The sequence below is a fragment of the Cupriavidus yeoncheonensis genome (assembly GCF_905397275.1).
GTDB classification, from domain to species: Bacteria; Pseudomonadota; Gammaproteobacteria; order Burkholderiales; family Burkholderiaceae; genus Cupriavidus; species Cupriavidus yeoncheonensis.
In genome coordinates this window covers 38,154-65,088 of sequence record NZ_CAJPUY010000015.1, presented here as the reverse complement: position 1 = coordinate 65,088, position 26,935 = coordinate 38,154, and the positions used below count along the sequence as shown (strand labels likewise).

Annotated in this window: 23 protein-coding genes and 1 tRNA gene; 8 read left to right on the top strand and 16 right to left on the bottom strand. The window is 66.6% G+C overall.

What is annotated here, in order from left to right; all coding sequences use genetic code 11:
- Positions 1-14 precede the first annotated feature (14 nt).
- From KHO22_RS20505 to KHO22_RS20485, 5 genes are all read left to right on the top strand, one after another.
- A complete protein-coding gene (locus KHO22_RS20505) occupies positions 15-3,131 on the top strand; it encodes an Rne/Rng family ribonuclease (RefSeq protein ID WP_211949011.1) in 3,117 nt (1,038 codons plus the stop codon).
- A gap of 164 nt (positions 3,132-3,295) precedes the next feature.
- Positions 3,296-4,420, top strand: a complete 1,125-nt coding sequence (moaA, locus tag KHO22_RS20500) for a GTP 3',8-cyclase MoaA (protein WP_211949010.1) — start codon at positions 3,296-3,298, stop codon at positions 4,418-4,420.
- Positions 4,421-4,445: 25 nt separating this feature from the next.
- On the top strand, positions 4,446-5,045 hold the full coding sequence (mobA, locus tag KHO22_RS20495; RefSeq protein ID WP_211949009.1) for a molybdenum cofactor guanylyltransferase MobA: 600 nt from the start codon (positions 4,446-4,448) through the stop codon (positions 5,043-5,045).
- A gap of 59 nt (positions 5,046-5,104) precedes the next feature.
- Positions 5,105-6,403 carry a molybdopterin molybdotransferase MoeA gene (gene moeA / locus KHO22_RS20490; RefSeq protein WP_211949008.1) on the top strand — a complete coding sequence of 433 codons (1,299 nt, stop codon included), beginning with the start codon at positions 5,105-5,107 and terminating at the stop codon, positions 6,401-6,403.
- A 172-nt stretch (positions 6,404-6,575) separates the two neighbouring features.
- Positions 6,576-6,857 (top strand): hypothetical protein, encoded by a 282-nt coding sequence (locus KHO22_RS20485; protein ID WP_211949007.1) that lies wholly within the window; start codon positions 6,576-6,578, stop codon positions 6,855-6,857.
- A 33-nt stretch (positions 6,858-6,890) separates the two neighbouring features.
- On the opposite strand, the gene KHO22_RS20480 is transcribed toward KHO22_RS20485, so the two are convergent.
- The 6 genes from KHO22_RS20480 to KHO22_RS20455 all read right to left on the bottom strand — a co-directional run bounded on the left by KHO22_RS20480 (position 6,891) and on the right by KHO22_RS20455 (position 13,568).
- Complete coding sequence (locus tag KHO22_RS20480; RefSeq protein WP_211949006.1) at positions 6,891-8,366, bottom strand: DNA recombination protein RmuC; 1,476 nt, start codon at positions 8,364-8,366, stop codon at positions 6,891-6,893.
- Positions 8,367-8,376: 10 nt separating this feature from the next.
- Positions 8,377-9,372, bottom strand: a complete 996-nt coding sequence (locus KHO22_RS20475) for a 2-hydroxyacid dehydrogenase (RefSeq protein WP_211949005.1) — start codon at positions 9,370-9,372, stop codon at positions 8,377-8,379.
- A gap of 4 nt (positions 9,373-9,376) precedes the next feature.
- Positions 9,377-10,801 (bottom strand): sodium:proton antiporter, encoded by a 1,425-nt coding sequence (locus KHO22_RS20470; RefSeq protein WP_211949004.1) that lies wholly within the window; start codon positions 10,799-10,801, stop codon positions 9,377-9,379.
- Positions 10,802-10,970: 169 nt separating this feature from the next.
- Positions 10,971-11,657 (bottom strand): LutC/YkgG family protein, encoded by a 687-nt coding sequence (locus KHO22_RS20465; RefSeq protein WP_211949003.1) that lies wholly within the window; start codon positions 11,655-11,657, stop codon positions 10,971-10,973.
- An 89-nt stretch (positions 11,658-11,746) separates the two neighbouring features.
- The gene (gene pncB, locus KHO22_RS20460; RefSeq protein ID WP_211949002.1) at positions 11,747-12,925 is read right to left on the bottom strand and encodes a nicotinate phosphoribosyltransferase; all 1,179 of its coding nucleotides are present in this window, start codon (positions 12,923-12,925) and stop codon (positions 11,747-11,749) included.
- 82 nt (positions 12,926-13,007) lie between these two features.
- Positions 13,008-13,568, bottom strand: a complete 561-nt coding sequence (locus tag KHO22_RS20455) for a hypothetical protein (protein ID WP_211949001.1) — start codon at positions 13,566-13,568, stop codon at positions 13,008-13,010.
- A gap of 326 nt (positions 13,569-13,894) precedes the next feature.
- Here KHO22_RS20455 and fdxA point away from each other — a divergent pair, with 326 nt between their 5' ends.
- From fdxA to KHO22_RS20440, 3 genes are all read left to right on the top strand, one after another.
- Entirely contained in the window at positions 13,895-14,218 is a 324-nt protein-coding gene (gene fdxA, locus KHO22_RS20450) for a ferredoxin FdxA (RefSeq protein ID WP_211949108.1), read from the top strand.
- 75 nt (positions 14,219-14,293) lie between these two features.
- Complete coding sequence (locus KHO22_RS20445; RefSeq protein ID WP_211949000.1) at positions 14,294-15,400, top strand: NAD(P)/FAD-dependent oxidoreductase; 1,107 nt, start codon at positions 14,294-14,296, stop codon at positions 15,398-15,400.
- Positions 15,401-15,654: 254 nt separating this feature from the next.
- Positions 15,655-15,730, top strand: a tRNA-Asn gene (locus KHO22_RS20440).
- 108 nt (positions 15,731-15,838) lie between these two features.
- Here KHO22_RS20440 and dapA read toward each other — a convergent pair.
- The 10 genes from dapA to KHO22_RS20390 form a co-directional block, all read right to left on the bottom strand.
- Entirely contained in the window at positions 15,839-16,810 is a 972-nt protein-coding gene (gene dapA / locus KHO22_RS20435; protein WP_211948999.1) for a 4-hydroxy-tetrahydrodipicolinate synthase, read from the bottom strand.
- Positions 16,797-17,132, bottom strand: coding sequence for a hypothetical protein (locus KHO22_RS20430; protein WP_211948998.1), 336 nt, complete (start codon positions 17,130-17,132; stop codon positions 16,797-16,799). Before KHO22_RS20430 ends, dapA begins: the two co-directional genes overlap by 14 nt.
- Positions 17,133-17,252: 120 nt before the next feature.
- Positions 17,253-18,041: a TorF family putative porin gene (locus tag KHO22_RS20425; RefSeq protein ID WP_211948997.1), complete on the bottom strand. Its 789-nt coding sequence runs from the start codon at positions 18,039-18,041 to the stop codon at positions 17,253-17,255.
- A 142-nt stretch (positions 18,042-18,183) separates the two neighbouring features.
- The gene (gene kdpE, locus KHO22_RS20420) at positions 18,184-18,879 is read right to left on the bottom strand and encodes a two-component system response regulator KdpE (RefSeq protein WP_211948996.1); all 696 of its coding nucleotides are present in this window, start codon (positions 18,877-18,879) and stop codon (positions 18,184-18,186) included.
- Between the two features lie 24 nt (positions 18,880-18,903).
- Entirely contained in the window at positions 18,904-21,759 is a 2,856-nt protein-coding gene (locus KHO22_RS20415) for a DUF4118 domain-containing protein (protein WP_211948995.1), read from the bottom strand.
- Positions 21,760-21,840: 81 nt separating this feature from the next.
- The gene (gene kdpC, locus KHO22_RS20410) at positions 21,841-22,467 is read right to left on the bottom strand and encodes a potassium-transporting ATPase subunit KdpC (RefSeq protein WP_211948994.1); all 627 of its coding nucleotides are present in this window, start codon (positions 22,465-22,467) and stop codon (positions 21,841-21,843) included.
- Between the two features lie 27 nt (positions 22,468-22,494).
- Positions 22,495-24,699 (bottom strand): potassium-transporting ATPase subunit KdpB, encoded by a 2,205-nt coding sequence (gene kdpB, locus KHO22_RS20405; RefSeq protein WP_420839630.1) that lies wholly within the window; start codon positions 24,697-24,699, stop codon positions 22,495-22,497.
- A gap of 34 nt (positions 24,700-24,733) precedes the next feature.
- Positions 24,734-26,551, bottom strand: a complete 1,818-nt coding sequence (gene kdpA, locus KHO22_RS20400; RefSeq protein ID WP_211948992.1) for a potassium-transporting ATPase subunit KdpA — start codon at positions 26,549-26,551, stop codon at positions 24,734-24,736.
- Complete coding sequence (gene kdpF, locus KHO22_RS20395) at positions 26,551-26,640, bottom strand: K(+)-transporting ATPase subunit F (RefSeq protein WP_041679662.1); 90 nt, start codon at positions 26,638-26,640, stop codon at positions 26,551-26,553. Before kdpF ends, kdpA begins: the two co-directional genes overlap by 1 nt.
- Positions 26,640-26,810 (bottom strand): hypothetical protein, encoded by a 171-nt coding sequence (locus KHO22_RS20390; RefSeq protein ID WP_211948991.1) that lies wholly within the window; start codon positions 26,808-26,810, stop codon positions 26,640-26,642. The genes kdpF and KHO22_RS20390 overlap by 1 nt, the downstream gene beginning before the upstream one ends.
- Positions 26,811-26,935 lie beyond the last annotated feature (125 nt).

Here is a 26,935-nt window from a genome sequence, read left to right as displayed (position 1 = left end):
AATGAGGTATTGCGATGAAACGCATGCTGTTCAACGCGACGCAACAGGAGGAATTGCGCGTCGCCATCGTCGACGGTCAGAAACTGATCGATATCGACATCGAAACCGCCGGGCGCGAACAGCGCAAGGGCAACATCTACAAGGGTGTCATCACCCGCATCGAACCCTCGCTGGAAGCCTGCTTCGTCAATTACGGCGAAGAACGCCACGGCTTCCTGCCCTTCAAGGAAGTCGCCCGCGCCTTCTTCAAGGAAGGCGTCGACGTGCGCAACGCGCGCATCCAGGACGCCCTCCATGAAGGCCAGGAACTGATCGTCCAGGTCGAGAAGGAAGAGCGCGGCAACAAGGGCGCAGCCCTGACCACGTTCATCTCGCTGGCCGGCCGCTACCTGGTGCTGATGCCGAACAACCCGCGCGGCGGCGGCGTGTCGCGCCGTATCGAAGGCGAAGACCGCCAGGAACTGCGCGAAACCATGGCGCAGCTGGCCGTGCCGGATGGTATGAGCATCATCGCCCGTACCGCCGGCATCGGTCGTTCGGCCGAAGAGCTGCAGTGGGACCTGAACTACCTGCTGCAACTGTGGAAGGCCATCGACGGCGCCGCCGGCGACAACAAGGCACCGCTGCTGATCTACCTGGAATCCAGCCTGGTCATCCGCGCGATCCGCGATTACTTCCAGCCGGATATCGGCGAGATCCTGATCGATACCGACGAAATCTACGAGCAGGCCCGCGCCTTCATGAGCGTGGTGATGCCTGACAACATGAACCGCGTGAAGAAGTACCGGGACGACGTTCCCCTCTTCTCGCGTTTCCAGATCGAGCACCAGATCGAGTCGGCCTATTCCCGCATGGTAATGCTGCCGTCCGGCGGCGCCATCGTGATCGACCACACCGAGGCACTGGTTTCGGTCGACGTGAACTCGGCCCGCGCCACCAAGGGCGCCGACATCGAGGAAACCGCGCTGCGCACGAACCTGGAGGCTGCCGACGAGATCGCCCGCCAGCTGCGCCTGCGCGACCTGGGCGGCCTGATCGTGATCGACTTCATCGACATGGAGTCGGGCAAGGCCCAGAAGGACGTCGAAACCCGCCTGAAGGATGCGCTGCGCCACGATCGCGCGCGCGTGCAGATGGGCAAGATCAGCCGCTTTGGCCTGATGGAGCTGTCGCGCCAGCGCCTGCGTCCATCGCTGTCGGAGGGCTCGCACATCACTTGCCCGCGCTGCAACGGCACGGGCCACATCCGCGATACCGAATCGTCCGCCCTGCAGGTGCTGCGCATCATCCAGGAAGAGGCGATGAAGGAAAACACCGCCGCCATCCACTGCCAGGTGCCGGTGGAGGTCGCCGCCTTCCTGCTGAACGAGAAGCGCCAGGAAATCAACCTGATCGAGCTGCGCTTCAAGGTCAATGTGCTGTTGATCCCGAACAAGCACCTCGAGACGCCGCACTACAAGCTGGAGCGCCTGCGCCACGACGATCCGCGCCTGGAAGAAGGCATGGCCAGCTACCGCATGGCCGAAGCCGCCGCCAAGGAGCTGGAAGCGGACACCAGCTACAGCAGCCGCAAGAAGGAAGACGCCAAGCCGCGCCAGGAAGCGGCGGTCAAGGGCATCACGCCGGAACAGCCGGCGCCCGTATCGGTGCCTCGCGCCGAACGTGCTCCGCGTCCGGAGGCCGCTCCGGCAGCCCCGCCGGTCCCGGCGACCAAGCCTGTGGAAGGTGGCGGTTTCATCGCCTGGCTGAAGGGCCTGTTCGGTGCCCGTCCGGCTGCGCCGGTGGTGGTCGAGCCGGCCAAGCCGGCCGCCAGCGAAGCGCGCAGCGCCGATGGGCGCCGCGAGCGTGGCCAGCGTGGCGAAGGCCGCGGCCAGGGCCAGCGTGGCGAACGCGGTGAGCGCACCGAGCGTGGTGAACGCACCGAGCGCGGAGAGCGCCAGCGCGGCGAACGCGGTCCGCGCGGCGAGCGTAGCGAGCGCCAGGGTGGCGAGCGGCCTGAACAACGCGAACAGCGCGAGCCGCGCGGTGAGCGCCAGGGCCGTCAGTCGCGTCAAGGCGACGCACAAGCCACTCCCGCACTGGCCCGTCAGGCCGACGCGCCCCAGGGTGAACGTACCGAAGCGCGCCAGGAAGGCCGCCGCGACCGCACCCAGGAGCGCCGCGAACGGCAGCGCGGCCAGCGTGACCGTGGCGATGCGCGTGAAACCGAGGCCGGCGAAGCCGCACCGGCAGAAGCCGTAGCCGCCATCCAGGCCGCCGCCAGCCTGCCGCGGGCAGCGTACGAGGACACGCAAACCGATGTATCGCGCGCCGATCAGCCTGAAGGCACCGAAGCCGCGACCGAAGGCGCCGAAGGCGAGGAACGCCGCCGCCGTAACCGTCGCGGCCGCAACCGCTATCGCCGCGAACGCGACGATTCGGTGCAGGGCTCGCAGGATGACGCCGAAACCGCTGCGCCTGCGGACATCGCCGCCGAGGCGACGGTGGCCGTGGCCGCCGAGGCCGTGGCCACCGAGGCCGCCGAGGTCGTCGCAGCACCGGCTCCGGCCGCTGTGGTAGCCGAAGTGCGTGAAGCCGAAGCCGTCGCCGCCATCGCTGAAGCGCCGGCCCAGGCAGTCGAGGCTGCGGCGGTCCCCGTTGCAGAAGTTGCGGCCGAACCGGTTGTGACGCAGGCACCTGCCCCGGTGCATGCCGAAGCTCCGGCCGCTGAAGTGGCGCCGGCGCCAGTCGTCGTCCAGCCAGTGGCCGTGGCTGCCGAGCCGGCCGCAGCAGTCGTGCAGCCCGCTGTCACGCCCGCCGCGGTTGAAGAACCGGTGGCACCGGTGGCACCGACTGCACCCGTGGCCACCCCGGCCGTCGCACCGGCCGCCCCGGCTCCGGCCGTGATGGCCAGCCCGTCCGCCGCGTCGCCGCTGCCGATGGAAGGCCTGCAGCCGATGCTGGCCACGGCCGGCCTGGAATGGGTCAACACGGACAGCGAAAAGCTGCGCGCAGCCCAGGAGGCCGCCGCACGCATCGTTCCGGCGCCGCGTGTGCCGCGCGAGCGCAAGCCGCTGCCGCCGTTGCCGCAAGGCCCGATGATCCTGGTCGAGACCGGTGGTCGCGCGGTCGAAACGGACGCGCAGCAGTAAGCGCCACATTTCCTGCCAGCAGGAAACCGAAGGGGACGGCATGGCCGTCCCCTTTTTCGTGCAGGGACAATCCGGATGCCGGCAGCCCGCCTCGGCTAGAATGGCACCAGAATGCATCCGCTCCCCGAGCCCTGCTCCCCGGACGCATCGCCCACCCACAGGCCATGACCGAAACCGTCATTCCGATCTTCGATCTGCGCGATCATCGCTACCGCTCGATGACGCCCAGCATCCCCGAAACGCTGGTAGAGCCTTCCGGGCTGGTCGCCGATACCCGGGCGCGCCCGCTGCATGACCTGCGCATCTCGGTGACGGACCGCTGCAATTTCCGCTGCGTGTATTGCATGCCGAAGGAAGTCTTCGACAAGGACTACACCTTCCTGCCCCACTCGGAGCTGCTCAGCTTCGAGGAAATCGAGCGTACCGCGCGACTGTTCGCGAGCCTCGGCGTCGAGAAGATCCGCCTGACCGGCGGCGAGCCGCTGCTGCGCAAGAACATCGAGAAGCTGGTCGAAATGCTGGCGCGCATCGAGACCGCCTCCGGCAAGCCGCTGGACCTGACGCTGACCACCAATGCATCGCTGCTTGCGCGCAAGGCGCGGTCGCTGCGCGATGCCGGGCTGAGCCGCGTGAGCGTGAGCCTCGACGCCATCGACGATGCCACTTTCCGCCGCATGAACGACGTGGACTTCGCCGTGGCCGACGTGCTGCATGGCATCGAGACCGCGCAGGCCGTGGGGCTGGCCCCCATCAAGGTCAATATGGTGGTCAAGCGCGGCACCAACGATGCCGAGATCGTGCCGATGGCCCGCCACTTCCGCGCCAGCGGAATCATCGTGCGCTATATCGAGTTCATGGATGTCGGCGCCAGCAACCACTGGCAGATGGATGAAGTGCTGCCGTCCGCCGAAGTGGTCCGACGCATCGACGAGGCCTTCCCGCTGGAGCCGGTACAGGCCAACTACGCCGGCGAAACCGCCGAGCGCTGGCGCTACCGCGACGGCGGCGGCGAGATCGGCGTGATCTCCAGCGTGAGCCACGCCTTCTGCGGAGACTGCAGCCGCATCCGGCTGTCGACCGAAGGCCGCCTCTACCTGTGCCTGTTCGCGACCGAGGGCTATGACCTGCGCGCCCTGCTGCGCGGCGGTTACAGCGACCTGCAGGTGTCGAACGCCATCGCGCAGGTCTGGCAGCGCCGCACCGACAACTACTCCGAGCAGCGCAGCAACCCCGCGGTGCGGCAAGCCCGCGCCGAACGCAAGATCGAAATGTCCTACATCGGCGGATGACTCTGCGCCGAACCCAAACTTTCCGATGATTGCACGCGACGACATTACCGGCCTGATCCTGGCAGGCGGCAGGGGCAGCCGCATGGGCGGCACCGACAAGGGCCTTCAGCCCTTGCGCGGCACGCCCATGGCCATGCACACCATGATGCGGCTGACGCCGCAGACCGGCGCGCTGATGATCAACGCGAACCGGAACCTGTCGGCCTATGAATCGTTCGGCGTGCCGGTGGTAACCGATTCGGTGCCCGACTTTGCCGGCCCGCTGGCCGGCATGCTGGCGGGGCTCGAGCAATGCCCCACCGGCTGGATGGTCACCGCGCCCTGCGATTCACCGTTCCTTCCCACCGATCTGGTGCAGCGACTCGCCGACGCCATCGAAGCTGAAGGCGCCGAGCTGGCGATTCCGGTCACGGTCGACGCGGATGGCCGCCGGCAACTGCAGCCAGTCTTCTGCCTGATGCCGGTCGGCATGCTGGACGACCTGGTCGCCTACCTGAACGGCGGCGGACGCAAGATCGAAACCTGGGCTGCCTCGCACCGGCTCGCGCAAGTCCTGTTCGATGACGCCGGCGCCTTTGCCAATATCAACACCCTCGACGAGCTGCGCACGCACGACGCCGGTTGAGAGCCCGCTGAGAGCCCGCTGAGAGCCCGCCGAGAGCCCGCTGAGAGCCCGATCCCACCATGCCATCCCTGCAATCCGTCATTTCCTGCCTGTCCGACTACGACCCCACCGCCCTGCCCGTGGCGCATGCCAACCGCATCATCGGCGAGGTGGTGGAGCCCGTGCGCGGCGTCGAGCAGGTGCCCATCCGCAGCGCGCTGGATCGCGTGCTGGCCGAGGACATCATCTCGCCCATCGACGTGCCCGCGCACGACAACTCGGCCATGGATGGCTACGCCTTCGCCAGCAGCGCGCTACAGACGACCGCAGGGCAGGTGGAACTCGAGGTCGCCGGTAATACCGCATTCGCTGGAGGCGGCGCCGGCAGCCAGCCGGGCGCGGGCCAGGCCGTGCGCATCATGACTGGCGCGGTCATGCCCGCAGGTTGCGACACCGTGGTGCCGCAGGAGTTCGTGGAGGCATCGGCCGACGGCAGCCGCATCCGCTTCGCCGCCGACGCCGTGCGCGCCGGTGACAACCGCCGCCTGCGCGGCGAAGACCTGGCGCGCAACCAGGCCGCGCTGCCGGCCGGACGCATCATCCAGCCGGCGGACCTGGGCCTGCTGGCCTCGCTGGGTTTTGCCGAGGTACGGGTGCGCCGCCGCCTGCGCGTAGCCTTCTTCTCGACCGGCGACGAGTTGCGCTCGATCGGCGAGCCACTCGATGCCGGCTGCGTCTACGACTCGAACCGCTATACCTTGCACGGCATGCTGCGACGCCTGAACGTCGAGCTGATCGATATGGGCGTGGTGCGCGACGACCCCGCCGCCCTGGAAGCCGCGTTCCGCTCGGCCTGCGAGAACGCGGATGCGGTCATCACCTCGGGCGGCGTCTCGGTCGGCGAAGCGGACTACACCAAGCAGATCATGGCCAGCCTGGGCGACGTCACCTTCTGGAAGATCGCCATGCGCCCCGGGCGGCCGATGGCATTCGGGCGCATCGCCTCGGGCGGGCGCGACGCGCTGCTCTTCGGCCTGCCGGGCAACCCGGTGGCCGTCATGGTGACCTTCTACCATTTCGTACGCGCCGCGCTGCACCGCCAGATGGGTGCCAGCGTGCCGCCGCTGCCGCTGATGCGCGTGCGCAGCGCCCAGTCGATCCGCAAGAAGCCCGGCCGTACCGAATACCAGCGGGGCATCCTGGCGCGCAGCGACGGCGGCAACGGCGGCGAATGGGAGGTGCGGGTCACCGGACAGCAAGGCTCCGGCGTGCTGCGCTCGATGAGCGAAGCCAATTGTTTCATCGTGCTGGCGCACGAGCAGGATTCGGTCCGGGCCGGCGATCTGGTCGACGTGATGCTGTTCGACGGGCTGGTCTGAGTCCCACCGGGGGCACCCGGGACGCGGTCAATCTGTCGTTTTTGCGCCGCATATTGGCAGCCGCCGTTGGCGGGAGCGGGTGAAATGTACGCCACGCCGTTGTCGGGCTATGCGTGGGTCCGGGCAATCGCTAAACTTGCCGCACGATTTTGAAACAATTCCCTCCCCCGTCATGAATCAGGAGATTGCCTACCTCCACCCGGTCAAGACCGCCCGCGCGCTGGTGCTGGTCTACCTGTGCTTTTCGGTACCGATCGTCTCGCTGGGCCTGTTTGTCGCCTTCGTCCGCTACGGCGACCTGCCCGGCATCACCGTGTTCACCGCGCTGATCCTGAACGCACTGATCGGATTCGGGCTGCTGTGGCTGGCCTGCAAGGCCTACAACTGGGTTGCCGCGCGCTTTGGCGGCATCGAAGTCCACGTGCGCGAACTGGTTCCCGAAGAGCAGAACTGATCCGCCTCCGGAGCTGGCGCCGCGGCGCCGGCTTCAGCCACCCGCGTCTTCCGACACCTCCGGCACCTCGGGCACACCGGTGCCCAGCAACTGCTGCGCCGCCTCGCCGGGCAAGGCCTCGACCGTCCGCAGCTTGCGCGCCATCTGACGCGTGCGAACCTCGGCCTGCTCGATATTGCGCGCCGCCCGCTCGAGCGTATCGCGGGTCTTCGCAAGCACCTCCCCGAATTTCCCGAACTCCGTCTTCACGGCTCCCAGCACTTCCCAGACCTCGCTGGAACGCTTTTCCAGCGCCAGCGTGCGGAAGCCCATCTGCAGGCTGTTCAGCAGTGCCGTCAGCGTGGTTGGCCCCGCCACCGTGACGCGGTAGTTCCGCTGCATCACATCGGTCAGGCCGGGCCTGCGCAAGACCTCTGCGTACAGCCCTTCCGTCGGCAGGAAGAGAATGGCGAAATCCGTGGTGGCGGGCGGCGACAGGTACTTCTCCGAGATGGTCTGCGCCTCGCGTCGCAACGCCATTTCCAGTTCGCGGCCAAACGCGGCGACGCCGTCGACGTCGCCGCGCTCCTGGGCATCGAGCAGCCGCTCGTACTGCTCCTTGGGGAACTTGGCATCGATCGGCAGCCAGACCGTGCCGTGCTCGGCATCCTTGCCCGGCAGGCGAATCGCGAACTCCACGCGCGCGCCCGAGTTGCGCACGGTTTCCACGTTCTTGTCGTACTGATCCTTCGTCAGCATCTGCTCGAGCAACATCTCGAGCTGCACTTCGCCCCAGGTGCCGCGCGACTTCACGTTGGTGAGCACCTTCTTCAGGTCACCCACGCCTTGCGCCAGCATCTGCATTTCGCCGAGTCCGCGATGCACCTGCTCCAGCCGGTCCGAGACCAGCCGGAACGATTCGCCGAGCCGTTGCTCCAGCGTCGCGTGCAGCTTCTCGTCGACGGTGCGGCGCATCTCGTCGAGCTTGGTGGAATTGTTGGCCTCGATGTCGTGCAGTTTCTGTTCCAGCGTGGCGCGAACCTCGGCCAGCCGGCGTTCGTTGGCCTCCGACATCTGCGCAAGCTGCTGCTGCAGGCCGTCGCCAAAGCGGCGCAATGACACCGCCTGCTCATCGCGAGCCTGCTGGCCCTGCAACAGCAGGTTCTGCCTGACGTGTTCGAGCTGCTGCGTATTCGATTCCGTCAGCTTGGCGAGTTGCTGGGCAAAGCCGTCGATCTGGTTGTTCTGCAGCGTGGCGATGCTCGTGAGCTGCGACGACAGCGTCTGCTGGAAGCGCAGCATCTGCTGGGCCGACTCCGAACGGCTGCCGCGCGCGCCCTCGGCCACTTCGTTGCGCAACTCGCGCTCGAGCCGCTCCATCCCGCGCAGGCTTTCGTTGCGGGAATCGGCAAGCTGGCGATGCAGGTCGCCGGCGGCGTCGGGCGATGCCTGCTGGCGCAGCACAAGCACGACAAGCAGGACGAGCGCCAGCAGCGCCACGCCCAGCGTAAGCAAGGGAATCCAGGTCATGGGAAGCGTTTCAGCGGCGATGCCCCATCACCGCGGGATTGATGACCGACTGCGGATGTCCGGCGTCGGGTCCGGCATCGAGCGCCGCGATCAGGTTGTCGGCGGCCAGCATGGCCATGGCGCGGCGCGTTTTCTCCGACGCGCTGGCGATGTGCGGCGTCAGCACCACGTTGGGCACGGTCAGCAGGCCCGGGTGGACATCAGGTTCACCTTCGAACACGTCGAGTCCCGCGGCAAAGATACGGCGTGTCTTGAGCGCCTGCGCCAGTGCGGCGTCGTCGACGATACCGCCGCGCGCCAGGTTGATCAGCGTGGCCGTCGGCTTCATCTGGTTCAGTTCGGCGGCACCGATGACATGGTGGCTTTGCGGGCCGTACGGCAGCACCAGCACCACGTGGTCCGACTGCTGAAGCAGCTCGTCCTTGCTGACATAGCGCGCATTGAGCGCCTGCTCCGTGGACTCCGGCAGCCGGCTGCGGTTGTGGTAGAGCACCGTCATGCCAAACCCGGCCGCGCGACGTGCCAGGGCCTGGCCGATACGGCCCATGCCGAGGATGCCCAGCGTGCTGCCGTACACGTCCATGCCGACCAGCATGTCGTAGCTCCAGCGCTGCCACCTGCCATCACGCAGGTAGTGCTCGGACTCGGTGACGCGCCGCGCGGTTGCCATCAGCAGCGCCCAGCCGAAATCGGCCGTGGTCTCGGTGAGCACGTCTGGCGTGTTCGTGGCAACGATACCGGCTGCCGTCAGCGCGGGAATGTCGAGGTTGTTGTAGCCGACCGCCATGTTGCAGACGGCTCGCAGGCCGGGCAGCGCGGCGATCAGGCCAGCATCGACGCGGTCGGCGGCATTGGTCAGCACACCTGCCTTTCCGGCCAGGCGCGCCTTGAGCGCGTCGGCATCGAGCACGGCGTCCTGCTGGTTGTCATCGACATCGAAGTGCCGCGCGAGATGTTCGATGACGTCGGGAAAAATGGCGCGGGTGACAAGGACAGACGGCTTCATGGCATCACACTTTGAAAAAAAGGAACGTCATCACCAGGAACAGCGGCAACAGGATGGAGCCAGACCATAGCATGTAGCCGAAGAAACTGGGCATGCGCAGGCCGCGGTTTTCAGCGATGGCTTTCACCATCAGGTTCGGCGCATTGCCAATGTAGGTATTGGCCCCCATGAAGACCGCGCCGGCGGAGATGGCCGCGAGTGTGGACGCGTCGCGCGTCATCAGCGTGGCGGCATCCCCGCCTGCCGTACTGAAGAACACCAGGTAGGTCGGCGCATTGTCCAGGAAGGACGAGAGCAGGCCGGTCGCCCAGAAGTACATGCTGTCGACCGGCTGCCCGTTGGCATCGCTCACGGCCCGGACCACGACCGCGAACGCCCCGTCGGTGCCCGCCTTGAGCATGGCGATCACCGGGATGATGGTCAGGAAGATGCCGGCAAAGAGCTTGCCGACCTCCAGGATCGGTTCCCAGCTGAATTCGTTGCCGCTGCGCGCGGCATGCGGCGTCACCAGCAGCGAGACGATGGCCACCGCCACCAGCATCACGTCGCGCACGGCCGCCTGCAGCGGCACGTCGGTGCCAAGCACGTCGAACGAGATGCCCGGCTTCCACAATCCGCTCATCAGGACCAGCCCCACCACCGCGAGCAACAGCACGAAGTTGATCTTGCCTTCGATGCGGATGCCGCGCGTGTCTGGCGTGGGATCCCTGTGCGCCGGCCGCGCTTCCTCCTTGTTGTGGTAGTAGTGCCGGTCCAGCACGTAGAAAATGGCCAGCAGCGCCAGGCAGATGAACAGCGTCTCCGGCAGGATCTTGCGCATGGTCCAGAAGAAGTCCACGCCCTGCAGGAAGCCCAGGAACAGCGGCGGGTCCCCGAGCGGCGTCAGCGCGCCGCCGGCATTGGCCACCAGGAAGATGAAGAACACCACCACGTGGGCCACATGCCGGCGGTTGTCATTGGCGCGCAGCAGCGGCCGGATCAGCAGCATGGCCGCGCCCGTCGTGCCCATGAAGCTTGCAAGCAAGGTGCCCAGTGCCAGGATGCCGGTATTGAGCCCCGGCGTTCCGTGCAGGTTGCCGCGCACGCAGATGCCGCCCGCGACGATATAGAGCGCTGCGATCAGCGCGATGAACGGAATGTACTCGGCCAGCAGCGCGTGCACCGCGCCTGCCAGTGCCATATGCGCGCCGAACACCGCGGCGAACGGCAGCAGGAACAGCAGGCCCCAGCCCGCCGCGATCTTGCCGTAGTGGTGATGCCAGAAACGCGGCGCAAGCAGCGGGCACAACGCGATCGACAGCAGCACACCGGCAAACGGCAGCCCCCACCATGCGGACAGGGCCGCGCCATCGATATCGGCGGCGTGGGACAGCGAAGGCAAAACGGCCAGCATGGCCGGCAGCGGCAACAGCATGCGGGCGCGTTGCATCAGACGGACTCTCCTTGGACAGTGTGTGGCGTGGGGCGGAACGGCAGCGCCTGCCGCATGCGGATCGCCCTGCGGCAACGCTCCGCACATCGCACGGTGAACGCACGGTGAACGTGCCAGTGTAAATCAGGCGCCGCCGCGTCCAGCGCGGCATGTGGCCGAAACGCTGTCAGGCCTGGTCGACCAGGATGACGTGGACGCGGTACGGCCCGTGTGCGCCCAGCACGATGGTCTGCTCGATGTCGCCGGTACGCGACGGGCCGCTGATGATATTGGTCGCGCGCGGCAGCTCGCCGCGTTCGCTGCGCATCAGCGCAAACGCATCTTCGAGGCTGTCGACGATGCGCGACACCGGCACCACCGCGATATGCGTCTCGGGCAGCAGCGCTGCCGACGCGAACGTTTCCGGGCCCGACAGCAGCATCAGCGAGCCGGTCTCGGCAATGGCGCAGAAACAGCCCGTGATGCCGACCAGGTCGCCGTGGTCGTGGTCGGCCTGCGGATCGCGCACGGGAGGCCGGCACTCCACGGTCATGCCGCTGTCCTGCCACGGCAGCGCGCCAAACGCGTCCCAGGCGACGGCACGATGCACGAGGTTCAGGCTGTCGAGGAAGCGCACCGCTGCGGCCGGCACATCGGCGAGCGTCGCGACACGATCGACCGTGGACGCCATGCGCTGCGCCTGCGCCATGAAGGCTTCGGTACGGTCCGGCTGCGCGCTCGGGCGCGGCCCCTGCGGATGACGCGCGAGGTAGTCGGCCACGGCTTCGCGCTCGCCGCTGCTTACCTTGGGCGAACGCCCCTGCGCGGCGCGGATACGGGCAAAGATGCGGTCACGGGCGTCGTTGGTTTCCATAGGGCCTGGCGTCATGAACATGCGGGGCAATGCACGCCATTATAGTGGCGCGCCCTGCTCCGCTCACGCCCCGAATCTGTTGAAAATTGCTAAGCAGGCGCCCGAACCTCGAACACCTGGCGCAGGTAGGCCAGGTAGCCAGGATCGTCGCACATGGTCTTTTCCGGCGTATCCGACAGCTTGGCCACCGGCTGCCCGTTGCAGCGGACCATCTTGATGACGATCTGCAGTGGCGTATAGCCAAGGTCATTGGTCAGGTTGGTGCCCACGCCGAACGCCAGCCGGCAGCGGCCGTGAAAGCGCTCGTACAGCTCGATGACGCGCGGGATATCGAGGCTGTCGCTGAAAATCAGTGTCTTGCCGAGCGGATCGACCCGGTTGGCCGCGTAGTGCGCCAGCATCCGCTCGCCCCACAGTAAGGGGTCGCCGGAATCGTGCCGCACGCCGTCGAACAGCTTGCAGAAATACAGGTCGAAATCGCGCAGGAACGCGTCGAAGCCGTAGGTATCCGACAGCGCAATGCCCAGGTCGCCGCGGTATTCGCGCGCCCAGTTCTCGAGCGCAAAGACCTGCGAATCGCGCAGGCGCGGGCCCAGCGCCTGGCACGCCTGCACATACTCATGCGCCATGGTGCCCAGCGGCACCATATTGTGCAGGCGCGCGAAATGCACGTTGCTCGTGCCGGCCAGTTGCGGCCCCAGCGTGTTGCGTATCTCCAGCAGAACCTCTTCCTGCCAGTCGCGCGAGAAGCGCCGGCGGGTGCCATAGTCCGCGATCACGCAATCGCGGTATTCGTGCGCCTGCAGCAGTGCGAGCTTCTGCTCCAGCCGGCGGCGCCCTTCTGCCAGGTCGGGCCTGGGCTGCGTGCGGCGGAAATACACCTCGTTGACGATGGCCAGCAGCGGCACCTCGAACAGGATGGTGTGCAGCCACGGGCCACGGATTGCGATCTCGATCTCGCCATTGCCCTGCGGCGCGGGCTCGATCGACACGTACTTCTGGTTCAGGTGGAACAGCGCGAGAAAATCGACGAAATCGCTCTTGATGAATCGCATGCCGCGCAGGTAGGCGAGTTCCTCTTCCGTGAAGCGCAGGCTGCACAGTTGTGCCACCTCCGCGCGGATCTCCTCGATATACGGGGTCAGGTCGACGCCCGCGTTCCGGCACTTGAAGCGGTACTCAACCTGCGCCTGGGGGAAATGGTGCAGCACCACCTGCATCATCGTGAACTTGTACAGGTCGGTGTCGAGCAGGGATGGGATGATCATAACGGGCCAGACGGCGATGCCGGTTCAGGCACACATGCTAACCGATGTCCGCCCTTGCGGGCGGCTGCGCTCGAAAGCGCGCTCAGCCGCCGTCGAGAAAAGGTTGCGGGCGCCGCGGGGCCGGGACGCCCTGCACACACCACAAGGGACGGCCATCGCCGGCCCGGCACGACATGAGCGTTGCCGCCGCCCGCGGCACCTGCACCGGCAACGGCTCGGCGAAGGCACCGTTCTCCGCCATGATGCGCTCGGCGTAGACCTGGCGTCCCCCGCGCTGGAAGCTCAGCACCTGCACCATCTGGCCGGCTTCGGGCTGCAGTTCCGGGCCGCACGGCAGCAACCCGGCCCGGCCGCAGTTGGCCATGGCGTCCCCGGCCGGGGCCCGGGTGACGCTGAAGCTCTCCCAGTCGAAGCTCGTCAGTGCCGCCAGCGCCACTGGCTGGTCCGAGCGCGTGCGCCATGCCACGAGGCGGGACACCACGCTGTCGGCCATGCGGGGCTCGGACAATGTCTGCGCGTTCGCGCCGGTCGGCAGTGTGGCCGCCAGCAAGTGCAGTCCGATGAGCCCGAGCCACCCGCACAGCGCGCGCCGACGTGCCCGCCTGCCCACATCCCACGGACCAAAGCGCTGCTGGCAAGGCATGGTGATCTCCTCGTGATTGGCCCCGACGGCGGGTGCGACGACAGGAAGTGCTTCCGGCACCATCGCATCGTGCCATTGCCGGCCCGTATGGCACAGACCTGTTCGCAATCAAATATACATAAAGAAATAAGAAAACTATCTGATCCGGCTATATAGACCCGCTATCCTTGCCAGAAGGCTCGGATACAATATCGGTTTCTGAAAGGCCACGGCCCGCGTTCGCCCCATGCAGATCGCCATTGGCGGCAATGCTCGTTGCAGCGCAGGCAAACAAGCGGCCGAAACCAGTTTCCCATCAAAAGCCGACCCGTTTTCCTGGAACCGAAATGACTCACGTTGTCACCGAATCCTGCATCCGTTGCCGCTACACAGACTGCGTTGACGTATGTCCGGTGGATTGTTTCCGTGAAGGCCCGAACTTTCTGGCCATTGACCCGGATGAGTGTATCGACTGCGCGGTGTGCGTGGCCGAATGCCCGGTGAATGCCATTTACGCCGAGGAAGACGTCCCGGGCGACCAGCAGCACTTCATTGAACTGAACGTCGAGCTGGCGCGCAATTGGCCGTCCATCACCAAGACCAAGGCCCCGCTGGCCGAGGCCGAAGAGTGGAAGGACGCGACCGACAAGCTGCAGTACCTGCAGCGCTGAACCGACTAGAAAGCCGTCCCCACGCGCTTTCCGCAATGCCGGGCACGCGATGCCCACAAACGTATCAGGACGAATATGGACTTGAGCATTCCCAATCCCGTTGCCGACACGACGAAAGCGGCCGCCAGCAACACCGCCGGCGGTCAGCCGCTGGAAATCGACGCACTGATCGTCGGCGCAGGCCCGGTTGGCCTGTTCCAGGTGTTCGAGCTGGGCCTGCTTGAAATCAAGGCGCACGTCATCGACTCCCTCAAGGTGGTCGGCGGCCAGTGCGTGGAGCTGTATCCGGACAAGCCCATCTATGACATCCCGGCCGTGCCCAGCTGCACCGGCCAGGAACTGACCGACAACCTGCTCAAGCAGATCGAGCCGTTCGAGCCCACCTTCCACCTGGGCCAGGAAGTCTCCGTGGTCGAGCGCCGTGAAGATGGCCGCTTCTTCGTCGAGACCTCGCTCGGAACCCGCTTCATCACCAAGACCATCTTCATCGCCGCGGGCGTGGGCTCGTTCCAGCCGCGCACGCTGAAGGTCGACGGCATCGACAAGTTCGACGGCAAGCAGCTGTTCTACCGCGTCAAGGATCCGAGCCGCTTCCACGGCCGCAACCTGGTGATCGTCGGTGGCGGCGACTCGGCGCTGGACTGGGCGCTGGACCTGGTCGGCAAGGCCGAGTCGGTGGTGATGATCCACCGCCGCGACGGCTTCCGCGCCGCCCCGGCTTCGGTCGCCAAGATGAAGGATCTGTGCGAACAGATGGAAATGCAGTTCCTGGTCGGCCAGATCGGCGGCTATGAAGAGAAGGACGGCGTGCTCACCGAAGTGAAGGTGGCCGGTGCCGACGGCGTGACCCGCCGCCTGCCGCTGGACGACCTGCTGGTGTTCTTCGGCCTGTCGCCCAAGCTCGGCCCGATCGCCGAGTGGGGCCTGGACCTGGAGCGCAAGCAGATCAAGGTGGACACCGAGAAATTCCAGACCAATATCCCTGGCATCTTCGCGGTCGGCGACATCAACACCTACCCCGGCAAGAAGAAGCTGATCCTGTCGGGCTTCCACGAGGCCGCGCTGGCCGCGTTCGGGGCTGCGCCGTATATCTTCCCCGAGAAGAAAATCCACATGCAGTACACCACCACCTCGCCGAAGCTGCACAAGGTCCTCGGCGTGGAATCGCCGGTGTTCGACTGATCCCGGCCCGGACCGCAGCGATCGAATGAAAAGCCGCCTGAATGGCGGCTTTTTTCTTTGGAGCCCCGGCCCCGCGGCCTCGCTATAATTCGGCCTCGCTGTTGAATGCAAAGCACCGGAGCGCCGCCAGTCAGGCGCACCCGCAGCGCGGCCACAGCGGCCAGGCGCCTCGCCAAAGCAGTCGGCAGCCATAAAGTTGCCGAAAGGTGTTGACGAGCAAAAGAGAAGCTGGCTATAATCTCTTTCTCTGCTGTTCCCCGATAGCTCAGTCGGTAGAGCGACGGACTGTTAATCCGCAGGTCCCTGGTTCGAGCCCAGGTCGGGGAGCCAACCGATACAAGACGAAGGCCGATGCGCAAGCATCGGCCTTTTTCTTTTTGCCGCTCCGGTTTTGTCTTTGCGCTTCGAAGCGCGTCGGCGCCGGGAGCTGGCGGCAAATCAAGAAGCATTCGCTTCGCGCATGCCCTCTTCCGATATTGCGGGCAGCGACGCCAACGCCGTCTCCAGCCGCTGCCACAGCGCCTTGCTGGCCGGCTGCATGGGCAGGCGGACATCGGGTTCGATCCAGCCCTCTATCGCCAGCGCCGCCTTCACCGGCGCAGGATTCGGCTCCGAAAACATCAGTGAGACCAACGGTTGCAACTGGCTGAACAGCGCCCCCGCGGCGAGTCGCCGCCCGGTTTCGGCAAGGTGCAGCAACCGGACGAACAGTTCCGGCCGGATATGCGCCGACGCCGGCACCGCGCCCGCGCCACCCGCCAGCAGGTGGTCCAGCATGTGCGCATCGTCGCCACAGAACACCGGGAACGGCTGCCGCCTGGCCGCCTCGCGCAGATTGGCAGCGTCGCACTCCTTCACTGCCACGATGCGCGGATGTGCCAGCAACGACCGCATCAGCGCCAACGACATGGCGCAGCCCGTGCGCCTGGGTACGTTGTAGAGCATCAGCGGCCGCTGCGTCACCTTCAGTACTTCGGCAAAATGCCACGCAATGCCCGCGTCCGACGGGCGCAGGTAGTACGGCGGCGCAACGAGGTAGCCGGCGAGATCGAGGTGGTCGAGATGGCGGACCTGCTCGCCTACCGCACGCGTATCGACCCCGCCAGCGCCAGCCATCACCGGCACGGCGCCATTCACCGCCTCGAGCACGGTCGCGGCAAGCTCGCGTCGCTCCTTCGGCGACAGCAGGCCGCCCTCGCCTGTCGTGCCCAGGATGACGAGACCGTCCACACCGGCACGCGCGTAGCGCTCGGCCAATCGTGCCGCCGCCGGCAGGTCCAGCGCGGCACCGCGCATGGGCGTCACCATCGGCAGCCACATGCCCCACGGCGGCGCGTGCCCGCCCGCGACCGGGCGCAGGCAGGCATCGATCGCGGCGGCGGCGAAGCCCTGCTCCTCAGTGCGCCACATGATCGGCCCCTAGTGCGGTGGCAAAGCCGAACTCCGCGGCCGGCAATGCCTGCATGATGGCGTCCATGGCCTGCTCGCGGTTCGTGCGGGCCACTTCCACCTGCACGGTCGTTTCATCATGACGGTGATCGACCTTGATGATATAGATCCGCGCAACCTGGCCAATCGCTCGCTGCAGCGCCTGGCGGATCATGAACACTTCGGTGGATGCCACCGCCACGCGGAAACGGATCCAGACCGGTGTCACCTCCGGGTGCGTGTCGCGGGCCCGCAGGGCCCGGCGTCGGGGAACGGCTTCGGTGGCAAGGTTCGACTGGGGCATGTCTGTTGGCCCGTCGTTGCGGGCCGTCTGTTGAACATGCATCCATGCTAGGCATCGCGGCCTAAATTTGATGCAGCAATGCCGGGCCCGTGCATCAAATTCCCATCAAGAGCGCGCGGCTCAGAACGTCTTGCTGATCGACGCCCAGGCCGTGGCCTTGCCCATGTAGCGCCCCTTTGCGTTGGTATAGACCGCCTTGTCGGCGTTGGTGTCGATGTACGCCACCGACACTGCGAAACCATTGCCAAGGTCCTTGGTCAGGCCCAGCTTCCAGTCCGTGTAGGAGGCATCGGTGAACTGCACCTTCTGGTAACCCACGTGCGCGTTCAGCGTCAGGCCCCAGACATTGAGCGGCACGTTGGCCGACAGGTCGGCATACCAGCTGTGCTTGCTGTCGGCAAAGCCGAACAGGTTGGTTGGTGCATAGGAGTACTTCAGGAATACCGGTCCATAGCCCACGCCCGCGTACACCTCGGTGGTATAGGGCCGCACATAGCCGGCCGGATAGTCGCCCGGATAGTAGTACTGCAGCACGCCAACGTCGTAGTTCCAGGCGCCGCCACCGAAGGTGTTCTTGAATCCGCCATAGAAGTCCATCTCGATCGGTGCCGAGACCGCGGGATTGCTGTCACCCAGGAAGCTCACGTTCGAGTTCCAGTTGCCCAGGTAAAAACCAGACGCGTGGCTGACATCGAAGCCGCCCTGAATGGCCGGACGGCCGTTGGTCTGCATCAGCCCGCGATAGCGGTACTCGGTCGCCAGCGCGACGTTCGCGGTGATTGTCCATGCCGATGCCGGCTCGGCCACCGGTTCCGGTGCGGACTGTGCAAGAGCCGGGCTCGCGCCGAGGAAAGCGATGAAGGGAATTGCGGCCACCATCCAGGCGGCCGATTTGCGCAAAGCTGTCATTGTTATCGAGGCAGAGTTGAGGAACAGCCCGCGGAGCCCCGCGGGACAGCCTGCCACGATAAGGATGAGCGCCTAAAAACGGCATCAAGAAACTTGAGCCAGGCAAAGGGATGGAATAAAAAATCTCGCCCTGCCCCGCGCCTTACCCCGCAAACCGGTATCCGAGCCCGACTTCCGTAAGCAAATGCACGGGCTGCGCAGGGTCCGCTTCGAGCTTGTGCCGCAAGTGGCCCATATAGACCCGGAGATACTGGCTGCTCTCGGAATGCGAAGGTCCCCAGACCTCGCGCAGCAGTTCGCGATGGGTCATCACCTTGCCGCGATGCGCGATCAGTACCGACAACAGGCGGTACTCGATTGGCGTCAGGTGCACGGCCTGCCCCGCGCGCATGACCATGCGATTGGCCAGATCGACCTGCACCTCACCGAAGGCGATGTGCGTCGACCCATGCGGATTCGATCGCGCATGCCGGCGCAGCAGCACGCGCAGGCGCGCCACCAGTTCGCCCACGCCGAATGGCTTGGTCAGGTAGTCGTCGGCACCGGCATCGAGCGCGCCGATCTTGTCTTCCTCGCCACTGCGCGCGGACAGCACCAGGATCGGCACCTCGGTCCAGGTACGCACTTCGCGGATCAGGCTGACGCCGTCGCCGTCGGGCAGCCCCAGGTCAAGCACCACCAGGTCCGGCTGGCGCGTGCCTGCCTCGATCAGGCCACGCTTGAGCGTCTCCGCCTCGTGCACGGTGCAGCCTTCGTCCTGCAGGGCCGTGCGCACGAAGCGTCGGATATGGGGTTCGTCCTCGACCAGCAGCACCGTGGGCGAAAACTCGAAAGGCATCTGTTGCTCTCCGTCTGAATGGGATTACGCGGGGATGTCCGCCGCTTCCGGCTCGATCACCGGCGGATTGCCGCGCGGCAGGGCCACCACGAAGCGCGCGCCGATGCCGACACCCGGCATCGCCGCTTCGCGCACCGGCTCGACCCAGATGCGTCCGCCATGGGCCTGCACGATCGCGTCGCAGACAGCAAGGCCAAGGCCCACGCCCGTCGTTACCGATTCGCGCTCGCCCCGCGTGAATTTCTCGAAAATCTGCCGCTCGCTGCCGGCCGGCACGCCGGGGCCGTCGTCTTCCACCACAAGGCGTACCTCGTCATCCACGGCCTCGGCCCTGATGCGGATCTCGGTTCCGGCCGCCGTGTACTTGGCCGCATTCTCCAGCAGGTTGCACAGCACCCGGTCCATCAACACGGCGTCGCATTCGACCAGCGGCATCGTGGAGAGGTCCGCTACAACGACGCGATGCAGGGCAAGCGCGTCGCGCAATGCGCCAAGCGCCGCGCCGACCAGCTCTTCGAAGGACTGCCACTCCTTCTGCATGCGCACGTCCCGACCCTGGAGCCGCGCCATGTCCAGCAGGTTGACCACCATGGTGCTCATGCGTCTGGCCTGGTCGCGCATTGCCGCCACCGTATCGGCGACATGCGGCACCAGCGGCGGATCGCCGCGCTGCAGGGTCTCGGCCATGCCGATCAGGCTGGTCAGCGGCGTGCGCAGGTCGTGCGACACCGCGGCCAGCAGCGAGCTGCGCAGCCGCTCCGACTCCATCGACAGCAGCGCCTGCTGGGCGACGTCCACATAGTGCAGCCGCTCGATCGCGATGGCCATCAGCGTCGCAAACACGTCGATCTGGCGTCGCAGCGCCGGCTGTGCAAACGCGCGCCACGCCCGCGGCTCCACCGCCAGCACGCCGCGCGTCTGCATCGGCGCCTTGAGCGGCAGGTACAGCACGGTGCCCGCCGGCAGCGTGTGGGTGCCCGTGCCGGCGGGCTGGCCGTGGTCAAACACCCATTGGGCGAGCACGCGATCGATGGCGTCACTGTGCCTGTCAGTCTGGCCCTCTATGTCCACCGCGGGCGGCAGAAGCCGCCCATCTGGCCCGACCAGGAAGAACGCCGAATGCGCGTCGAAGGCTGCGCGCAGGAATCGGCTGCCGATCGAGACGATCTGATCGCTCATCAATGCCGACGACAGCTCGCGCGCGAGCTCGTAGAGCGTGCGCGCATCGGTCTCGCGCTGCACCGCCACCTCGGCCTGCTCGCGCAGGCCGGCGGTGAGCTGGCCGATCACCAGGCCCACCGACAGCAGCACCAGAAACGTCAGCAGATACTGCACATCGCTCACGGCAAAGGAAAGCCTGGGCGGCACGAAGAAGAAGTCGAAGGCGCCCACGGCGATCACGGAGGCCAGCGCGGCCGCAGCGCGGCCGTGCCGCAACGCCACGCCGACCACCGCCACCAGGAACAGCATGGCGATATTGACCAGGTCGAACCACGGCCGGGCCAGCATCGACACAGCCGTTGCGCCGGCGCACCAGGCAACGGCCCACAGGTAGGACTGCATGCGCACGCGGCGCTCCTGCGCCTGCGCGGCCTCGCTTTCCTCGGCCGGTGCCGGCGCGCTGGCGGGCTTGACATCCATGCGCGTGGTATCCGCTGCCACGCGTATCACGTCGATTTCGGGGCAGGCAGACGACAAGGCATCGGCAAAGCTTTTGCGGCCGAACAGCCAGGCACGCGCGCCCAGGAACGGCGAAAGCGCCCAGGCCAGCAGCGAGCGCCCTTGCATCAGCAGCGACTCGTCCTCGCGTCGCCATCGGGTCGGGGTGCGGCCAAGCACGACCTTGGTCAGGTTGTGGCGCCTGACATAACCGGCGACAGCCTGCACCATATCGCTGCCGGCCAGCGTCTCGGTACGCGCCCCCAGTTCCTCCGCCAGGCGTATCGCCGACTCCAGCCGCATGCGCTCTGCGTCCGACGCGGGCGCGAGCCGTGGCGCGGCCACGGTGATCACATGGCAGTCGCAATCGAGCTGGCCGGCCAGGCGGCGCGCGCTCCTGACGACCTGCTCGGCATCGCTGCCGGTACCGATGCAGGCCAGCACAGCCTCGCGCGTGCGCCAGACCGACTGGATCGACTCGGCGCGGCGATAGGCGCGCACATCATCGTCCACGCGGTCCGCGGTACGCCGCAGGGCCAGTTCGCGCAGGGCGATCAGGTTGCCCTTGCGGAAGAAATTGCGCACCGCGTGGCGCGCCTGCTCCGGCAGGTAGACCTTGCCTTCGCGCAGGCGCCGCAGCAGTTCATCGGCGGGCAGGTCGACCAGGATCACTTCATCGGCGCTGTCGAAGACCGCGTCCGGCACGGTTTCCCAGACACGGATACCGGTGATGCCGCCAACCGCCTCGTTGAGGCTGTCCAGGTGCTGCACATTGACGGTCGTCCAGACATCGATGCCGGACGACTGCAGTTCCTGGATGTCCTGCCAGCGCTTGGGGTGCCGGCTGCCCGGCGCGTTGGAATGAGCGAGTTCGTCGACCAGCACCAGCGCCGGGCGGCGCGCCAGCGCGCCGTCCAGGTCGAACTCCGCGAGCACGCGGTCCCGGTACGGCACGTCCCGCATCGGCAGGCGCTCGATGCCGTCGATCAGCGCCTCGGTCTCGGCACGGCCATGCGTCTCGACCACGCCGATGACCACATCAACGCCCTGCTCTCTCAGTGAGCGCGCGGCGGTCAGCATGGCGAAGGTCTTGCCCACGCCGGCCGAGGCGCCGAAGTAGACGCGCAGCTTGCCCCGCGCGGCGCGCGCGCCCTCCTCCTGCATCCGCTGCAGCAGGCTGTCCGGGTCCGGACGTTCAGTGGGAGATCGCAATTCGGGCATGGTCAGCAGCGCTCCCCGGCGCGCGGGCGGGCACGGTCAGATTGTGCCACGCGTACGGCAAAGCACGCCCGCTCGGCCTGCCTATTTGCCGGATGCCGCATCCAGCGCCAGGTTCAGCCTGAGCACATTGACGCCGGGGTCACCCAGCACGGCCAGCGACGGCGATTCCGTGTTCGCCCGGATCAGTTCCTGCACCGTCTCCGGCGGCAGCCCGCGCAGCCGCGCCACGCGCGGCGCCTGGTAGTCCGCCGCCGCCAGGCTGATGTGCGGATCCAGCCCGCTGCCGGACGCGGTGACCAGGTCCACCGGCACCGCCGCCTTGTTGTCCGGGTCCGCCGCGCGCAGTGCGTCGATGCGTGCGCGCGCCGCATCGGTCAGCGCGGGGTTGGTCGGCCCGAGGTTGGAGCCGACCGATGCCGCCGCGTTATAGGGCATGGGCGCAGTGGCCGACAGGCGGCCCCAGAAATACTTCGGGTCCGAGAACGGCTGCCCGATCAGGGCCGAGCCCACGGCTTTGCCGTCCCTGACGATCAGCGAGCCGGCTGCCTGCTGCGGGAACACCGCCTTCGATATTGCGGTGATCACGCCGGGGTACAGCAAACCCGTCAGCAGCGACAGCGCGGCGAAGATAACCAGCGCCGGCCGCAGCAGACCACCCTGCTGCGGCACGACGGGCGCGGATTGCGTGGATTGCATATGCGTATTCATGAATGCCTTCTCTTTGCAGATGTTCGGTCAGACCCAGCCCAGCAGGGCCAGCACCATGTCGATCAGCTTGATCCCGGCAAACGGCACCAGGATGCCGCCCAGGCCGTAGATCAGCAGGTTGCGCCGCAGCAGCACCGCCGCGCCGAGCGGCCGGTAGGCCACGCCCTTGAGCGCCAGCGGTATCAGCGCCACGATGATCAGCGCGTTGAAGATCACCGCCGACATGATGGCCGACGCCGGCGTGCTCAACCCCATCACGTTCAGCAGGTTCAGCTGCGGGTAGGTGGTGGCAAACGCGGCCGGGATGATGGCGAAGTACTTGGCCACGTCGTTGGCCACGCTGAACGTCGTGAGCGATCCGCGCGTCATCAGCATCTGCTTGCCGATCTCGACGATCTCGATGAGCTTGGTCGGATTGCTGTCGAGGTCGACCATGTTGCCGGCCTCTTTCGCCGCCTGCGTGCCGCTGTTCATCGCCACCGCGACATCGGCCTGGGCCAGCGCCGGCGCGTCGTTGGTGCCGTCGCCGGTCATCGCCACGAGACGGCCCTCGCCCTGGTACTGGCGAATCAGCTTGAGTTTGGCTTCCGGCGTCGCTTCGGCAAGGAAGTCATCGACACCGGCTTCAGCCGCGATGGTCGCCGCGGTCAGCCGGTTGTCGCCGGTGATCATCACGGTCTTGATGCCCATCTTGCGCAGCTCCGTGAAGCGCTCGCGGATGCCGGTCTTGACGATGTCCTTGAGTTCCACCACGCCCAGCACGCGCACGTTCCCGTCGGCTTCCTCCGCCACCACCAGCGGCGTGCTGCCCGCGCGGGCGACATCGTCCACCGCCTGCATCACGGCTTCGGGAAACTTGCCGGCGCGTTCGGTCACGAAGCGGCGCACCGCGTCGGCCGCACCCTTGCGCACAATGCGCTCGCCTTCGCCATCGCGCAGGTCCACGCCGCTCATGCGCGTCTGCGCCGTGAACGGGATGAACACCGGCCGCAGCACCGCCATGTCCGGCGCGGCAACACCCTGCTGCTGGCGCGCCAGCGTCACGATGCTGCGCCCTTCCGGCGTCTCGTCGGCAAGCGACGACAGCCACGCCGCCTGTGCGAGCTGCTGGGCCGGGATGCCCGGCGCGGGCACGAAGCGCGAGGCCTGGCGGTTGCCGTGGGTAATGGTGCCGGTCTTATCGAGCAGCAGCACATCCACGTCGCCCGCGGCTTCCACCGCGCGGCCCGAGGTGGCAATGACGTTCGCCTCCATCATGCGGCTCATGCCAGCCACGCCGATGGCCGACAGCAGTCCGCCGATGGTGGTCGGGATCAGGCACACCAGCAGCGCAACCAGCACGGTGATGGTCACCGGAAGGCCGGCCCTGGTGACCAGCACGCTGTAGAGCGAAAACGGCAGCAGCGTGACGGTCGCCAGCAGCAGCACGATGGTCAGGCCCACCAGCAGGATCGTCAGCGCCAGCTCATTGGGCGTCTTCTGCCGCTTGGCGCCCTCGACCATGCTGATCATCCGGTCGATGAAGCTTTCGCCCGGATTGGTGGTGATGCGTATCACGATCCAGTCCGACAACACGCGCGTGCCGCCGGTGACCGACGAAAAGTCACCACCCGATTCGCGGATCACCGGTGCGGATTCGCCCGTGATCGCGCTCTCGTCCACCGATGCCACACCCTCGATGACTTCGCCGTCGCCCGGGATCATGTCGCCGGCCTGGGCCAGCACGATGTCACCGCGCCGCAAGGTGGTGGCCGCACGCGTTTCCGCCGCCCCGCCACGCTTGCCGTCCACCAGCACGCGCGCCATGGCGGTCGTCTTCAGCCCGCGCAGCGATTCCGCCTGCTGCTTGCTGCGGCCCTCCGCGAGGGCCTCGGCAAAGTTCGCGAACAGCACCGTGAACCACAGCCAGACCGAAACAGCCAGGATGAAACCGGCGCTTTCCCCGCCCGCTGCCGCGGGCGAGGCCAGGGCCTTGAGGAACAGGATGGTGGTCAGGATGCTGCCCACATACACCACGAACATCACCGGGTTGCGTACCTGCTCGCGCGGCGACAGCTTCTTCAGCGCGGCCAGCAAGGCCGGCTTGACGAGGTCGGGCGCAAACATGCCGCTTCGCGGCGAGCGATGGTGGTGGTCATGCGGACGGGGCGCGCCGCCCGACGGGGTGGCGGCATTCGCCGCCGATGCATTGGTTCTGGATGCAGCGCCGCCAGCCTTGCTGCGCGTCGCCATGGATTCTTGTTGCATGCGTTTCTCCGCAATACGCTTACTTGGCAATCGCCGTCACCGCGCCCTGCAACTGCTCGGCAACGGGGCCCAGCGCCAGAGCCGGGACATAGGTCAGTGCGCCGACCAGCAGCACCGAACCAACCAGGAGCACCACGAACAGCGCGCCGTGCGTGGGCATGGTGCCGCCGGTAACCGGCAGGCGCTTCTTCGCGGCCAGCGAGCCGGCCAGTGCGAGGACCGGGATGATGATCCAGAAGCGGCCGAACCACATGACCGCGGCCAGCAGGGTGTTGTAGAACGGCGTGTTGGCGGACAGGCCGGCAAAGGCGCTGCCGTTGTTGTTGGCCGCCGAGGACAGCGCATAGAGGATCTCGGAGAAGCCATGCGTGCCCGGGTTGAACACGCCCGCCCTGCCCGCCTCCGTCATTACCGCGATGGAGGTACCGACCAGCACCAGCAGCGGCGTCACGAGGATGGCCACCGCGGCCATCTTCATCTCGTACGCCTCGATCTTCTTGCCCAGATACTCCGGCGTGCGTCCGATCATCAGGCCGGCGATGAACACAGCCAGCACCGCGTACACCAGCATGCCGTAGAGGCCGGAGCCGACGCCCCCGAACACGACTTCACCCAGCTGCATCAGCAGCAGCGGCACGAGCCCGCCAATGGCGGTGAAGGAGTCATGCATGGCATTGACCGCGCCGCACGAGGCCGCCGTGGTGATGGTGGCGAACAGCGCCGACGCCGCCATGCCGAAGCGCGTTTCCTTGCCTTCCATGTTGCCGCCGGCCTGCAACGCCGAAACGGCATGATCGACCGGCAGGCCTGCCAGCGCAGCATTGGCCTGCAACTCCGACATCGATGCCACGCACGCCATGGCGACGAATATCACTGTCATCGACGCCAGCACCGCCACACCCTGGCGCCGGTCCTTCACCATCTCGCCGAAGGTGAAGCACAGTGCGGCCGGGATCAGGAAGATGGCCAGCATCTGGATCATGTTGGCGAGCGCGGTCGGGTTCTCGTAGGGATGCGCGGAGTTGGCGTTGAAGAAGCCGCCGCCGTTGGTGCCCAGCATCTTGATGGCTTCCTGCGAAGCCACCGGGCCCATGGCCAGCGTCTGCTTGTCCGTCTTCAGGTCTTCGGTGACCGGCTTGCCCTGCGCGTCGAGCACAGGCTGACCGGCTGCATCGACCTTCGGCTGGCTGTACTCGACCGGCGTCACCAGGCTGACTTCCTTGTAGCTGTCGAAGTTCTGGATCACACCCTGGCTGACCAGCGCCAGCGCGATCACCGTAGAGATCGGCACCAGCACGTAAAGGGTGCTGCGCGTCATGTCGACCCAGAAGTTGCCGATGGTGGCGCTGCTCTGGCGCGCGAAGCCGCGGATCAGCGCGAACACCACCGCAATGCCGGTTGCCGCGGACACAAAGTTCTGCACGGTGAGCGCCAGCATCTGCGTCAGGTAGCTCATCGTCGATTCGCCCGCGTAGCCTTGCCAGTTGGTGTTGCTGACAAAGCTGATGGCCGTATTGAAGGCCGAGTCGGGCGTCACGGCGCCGAAACCCTGCGGATTGAGCGGCAGGTAGCCCTGCAACCGCTGCAGCGCGTAGACCACCACCACGCCGAGCAGGTTGAACGCGAGCACGGCGACCGTGTACTGCTTCCAGCCCATCTCGCTATCGGCGCGTACACCGGCGAGCTTGTAGAGCACGCGTTCGAGCGGACTCCCCCACGCGGTCAGCTTGTACGCGCCGTCCTCCATCGCGCGCCGCATGTAGCGGCCAAGGAACGGCGCCATGGCAAACAGGATTGCCAGGTACAGGGCCAGCAGGCCCAGGAATTGGGTCGACATCAGAATTTCTCCGGGCGGAACAGCGCAATCAGGAGGTAGATGAAAATCAGCGCGGCCAGTGCGCCGCTCAGCAGATCAGCCCAGTCCATCACAACCCCCTCTCGGCAGCGCTGTGCTTGCCAAGCGCGGCGTCGTTGCGCAGACCGCCGTGCTCCGCGGCGGCTCCCGGCCCGTTGGCGCCCAAGGCGGCGCACAGCCATAGCAATGCCGCGCTGGCGGCGGCAAATACGATCAAGGCGATGAGGAAGACCCCGTCCATGACAATCGATCCAAGAGTGACTGACACCCGGAAGCTTATGGATCGACCGCTAAAAACGGGGTAGAAAGACCGGCAACGGAGATAAAGAAGATATAAAAACGCATGGCGACCGCCCTGGACGGTCA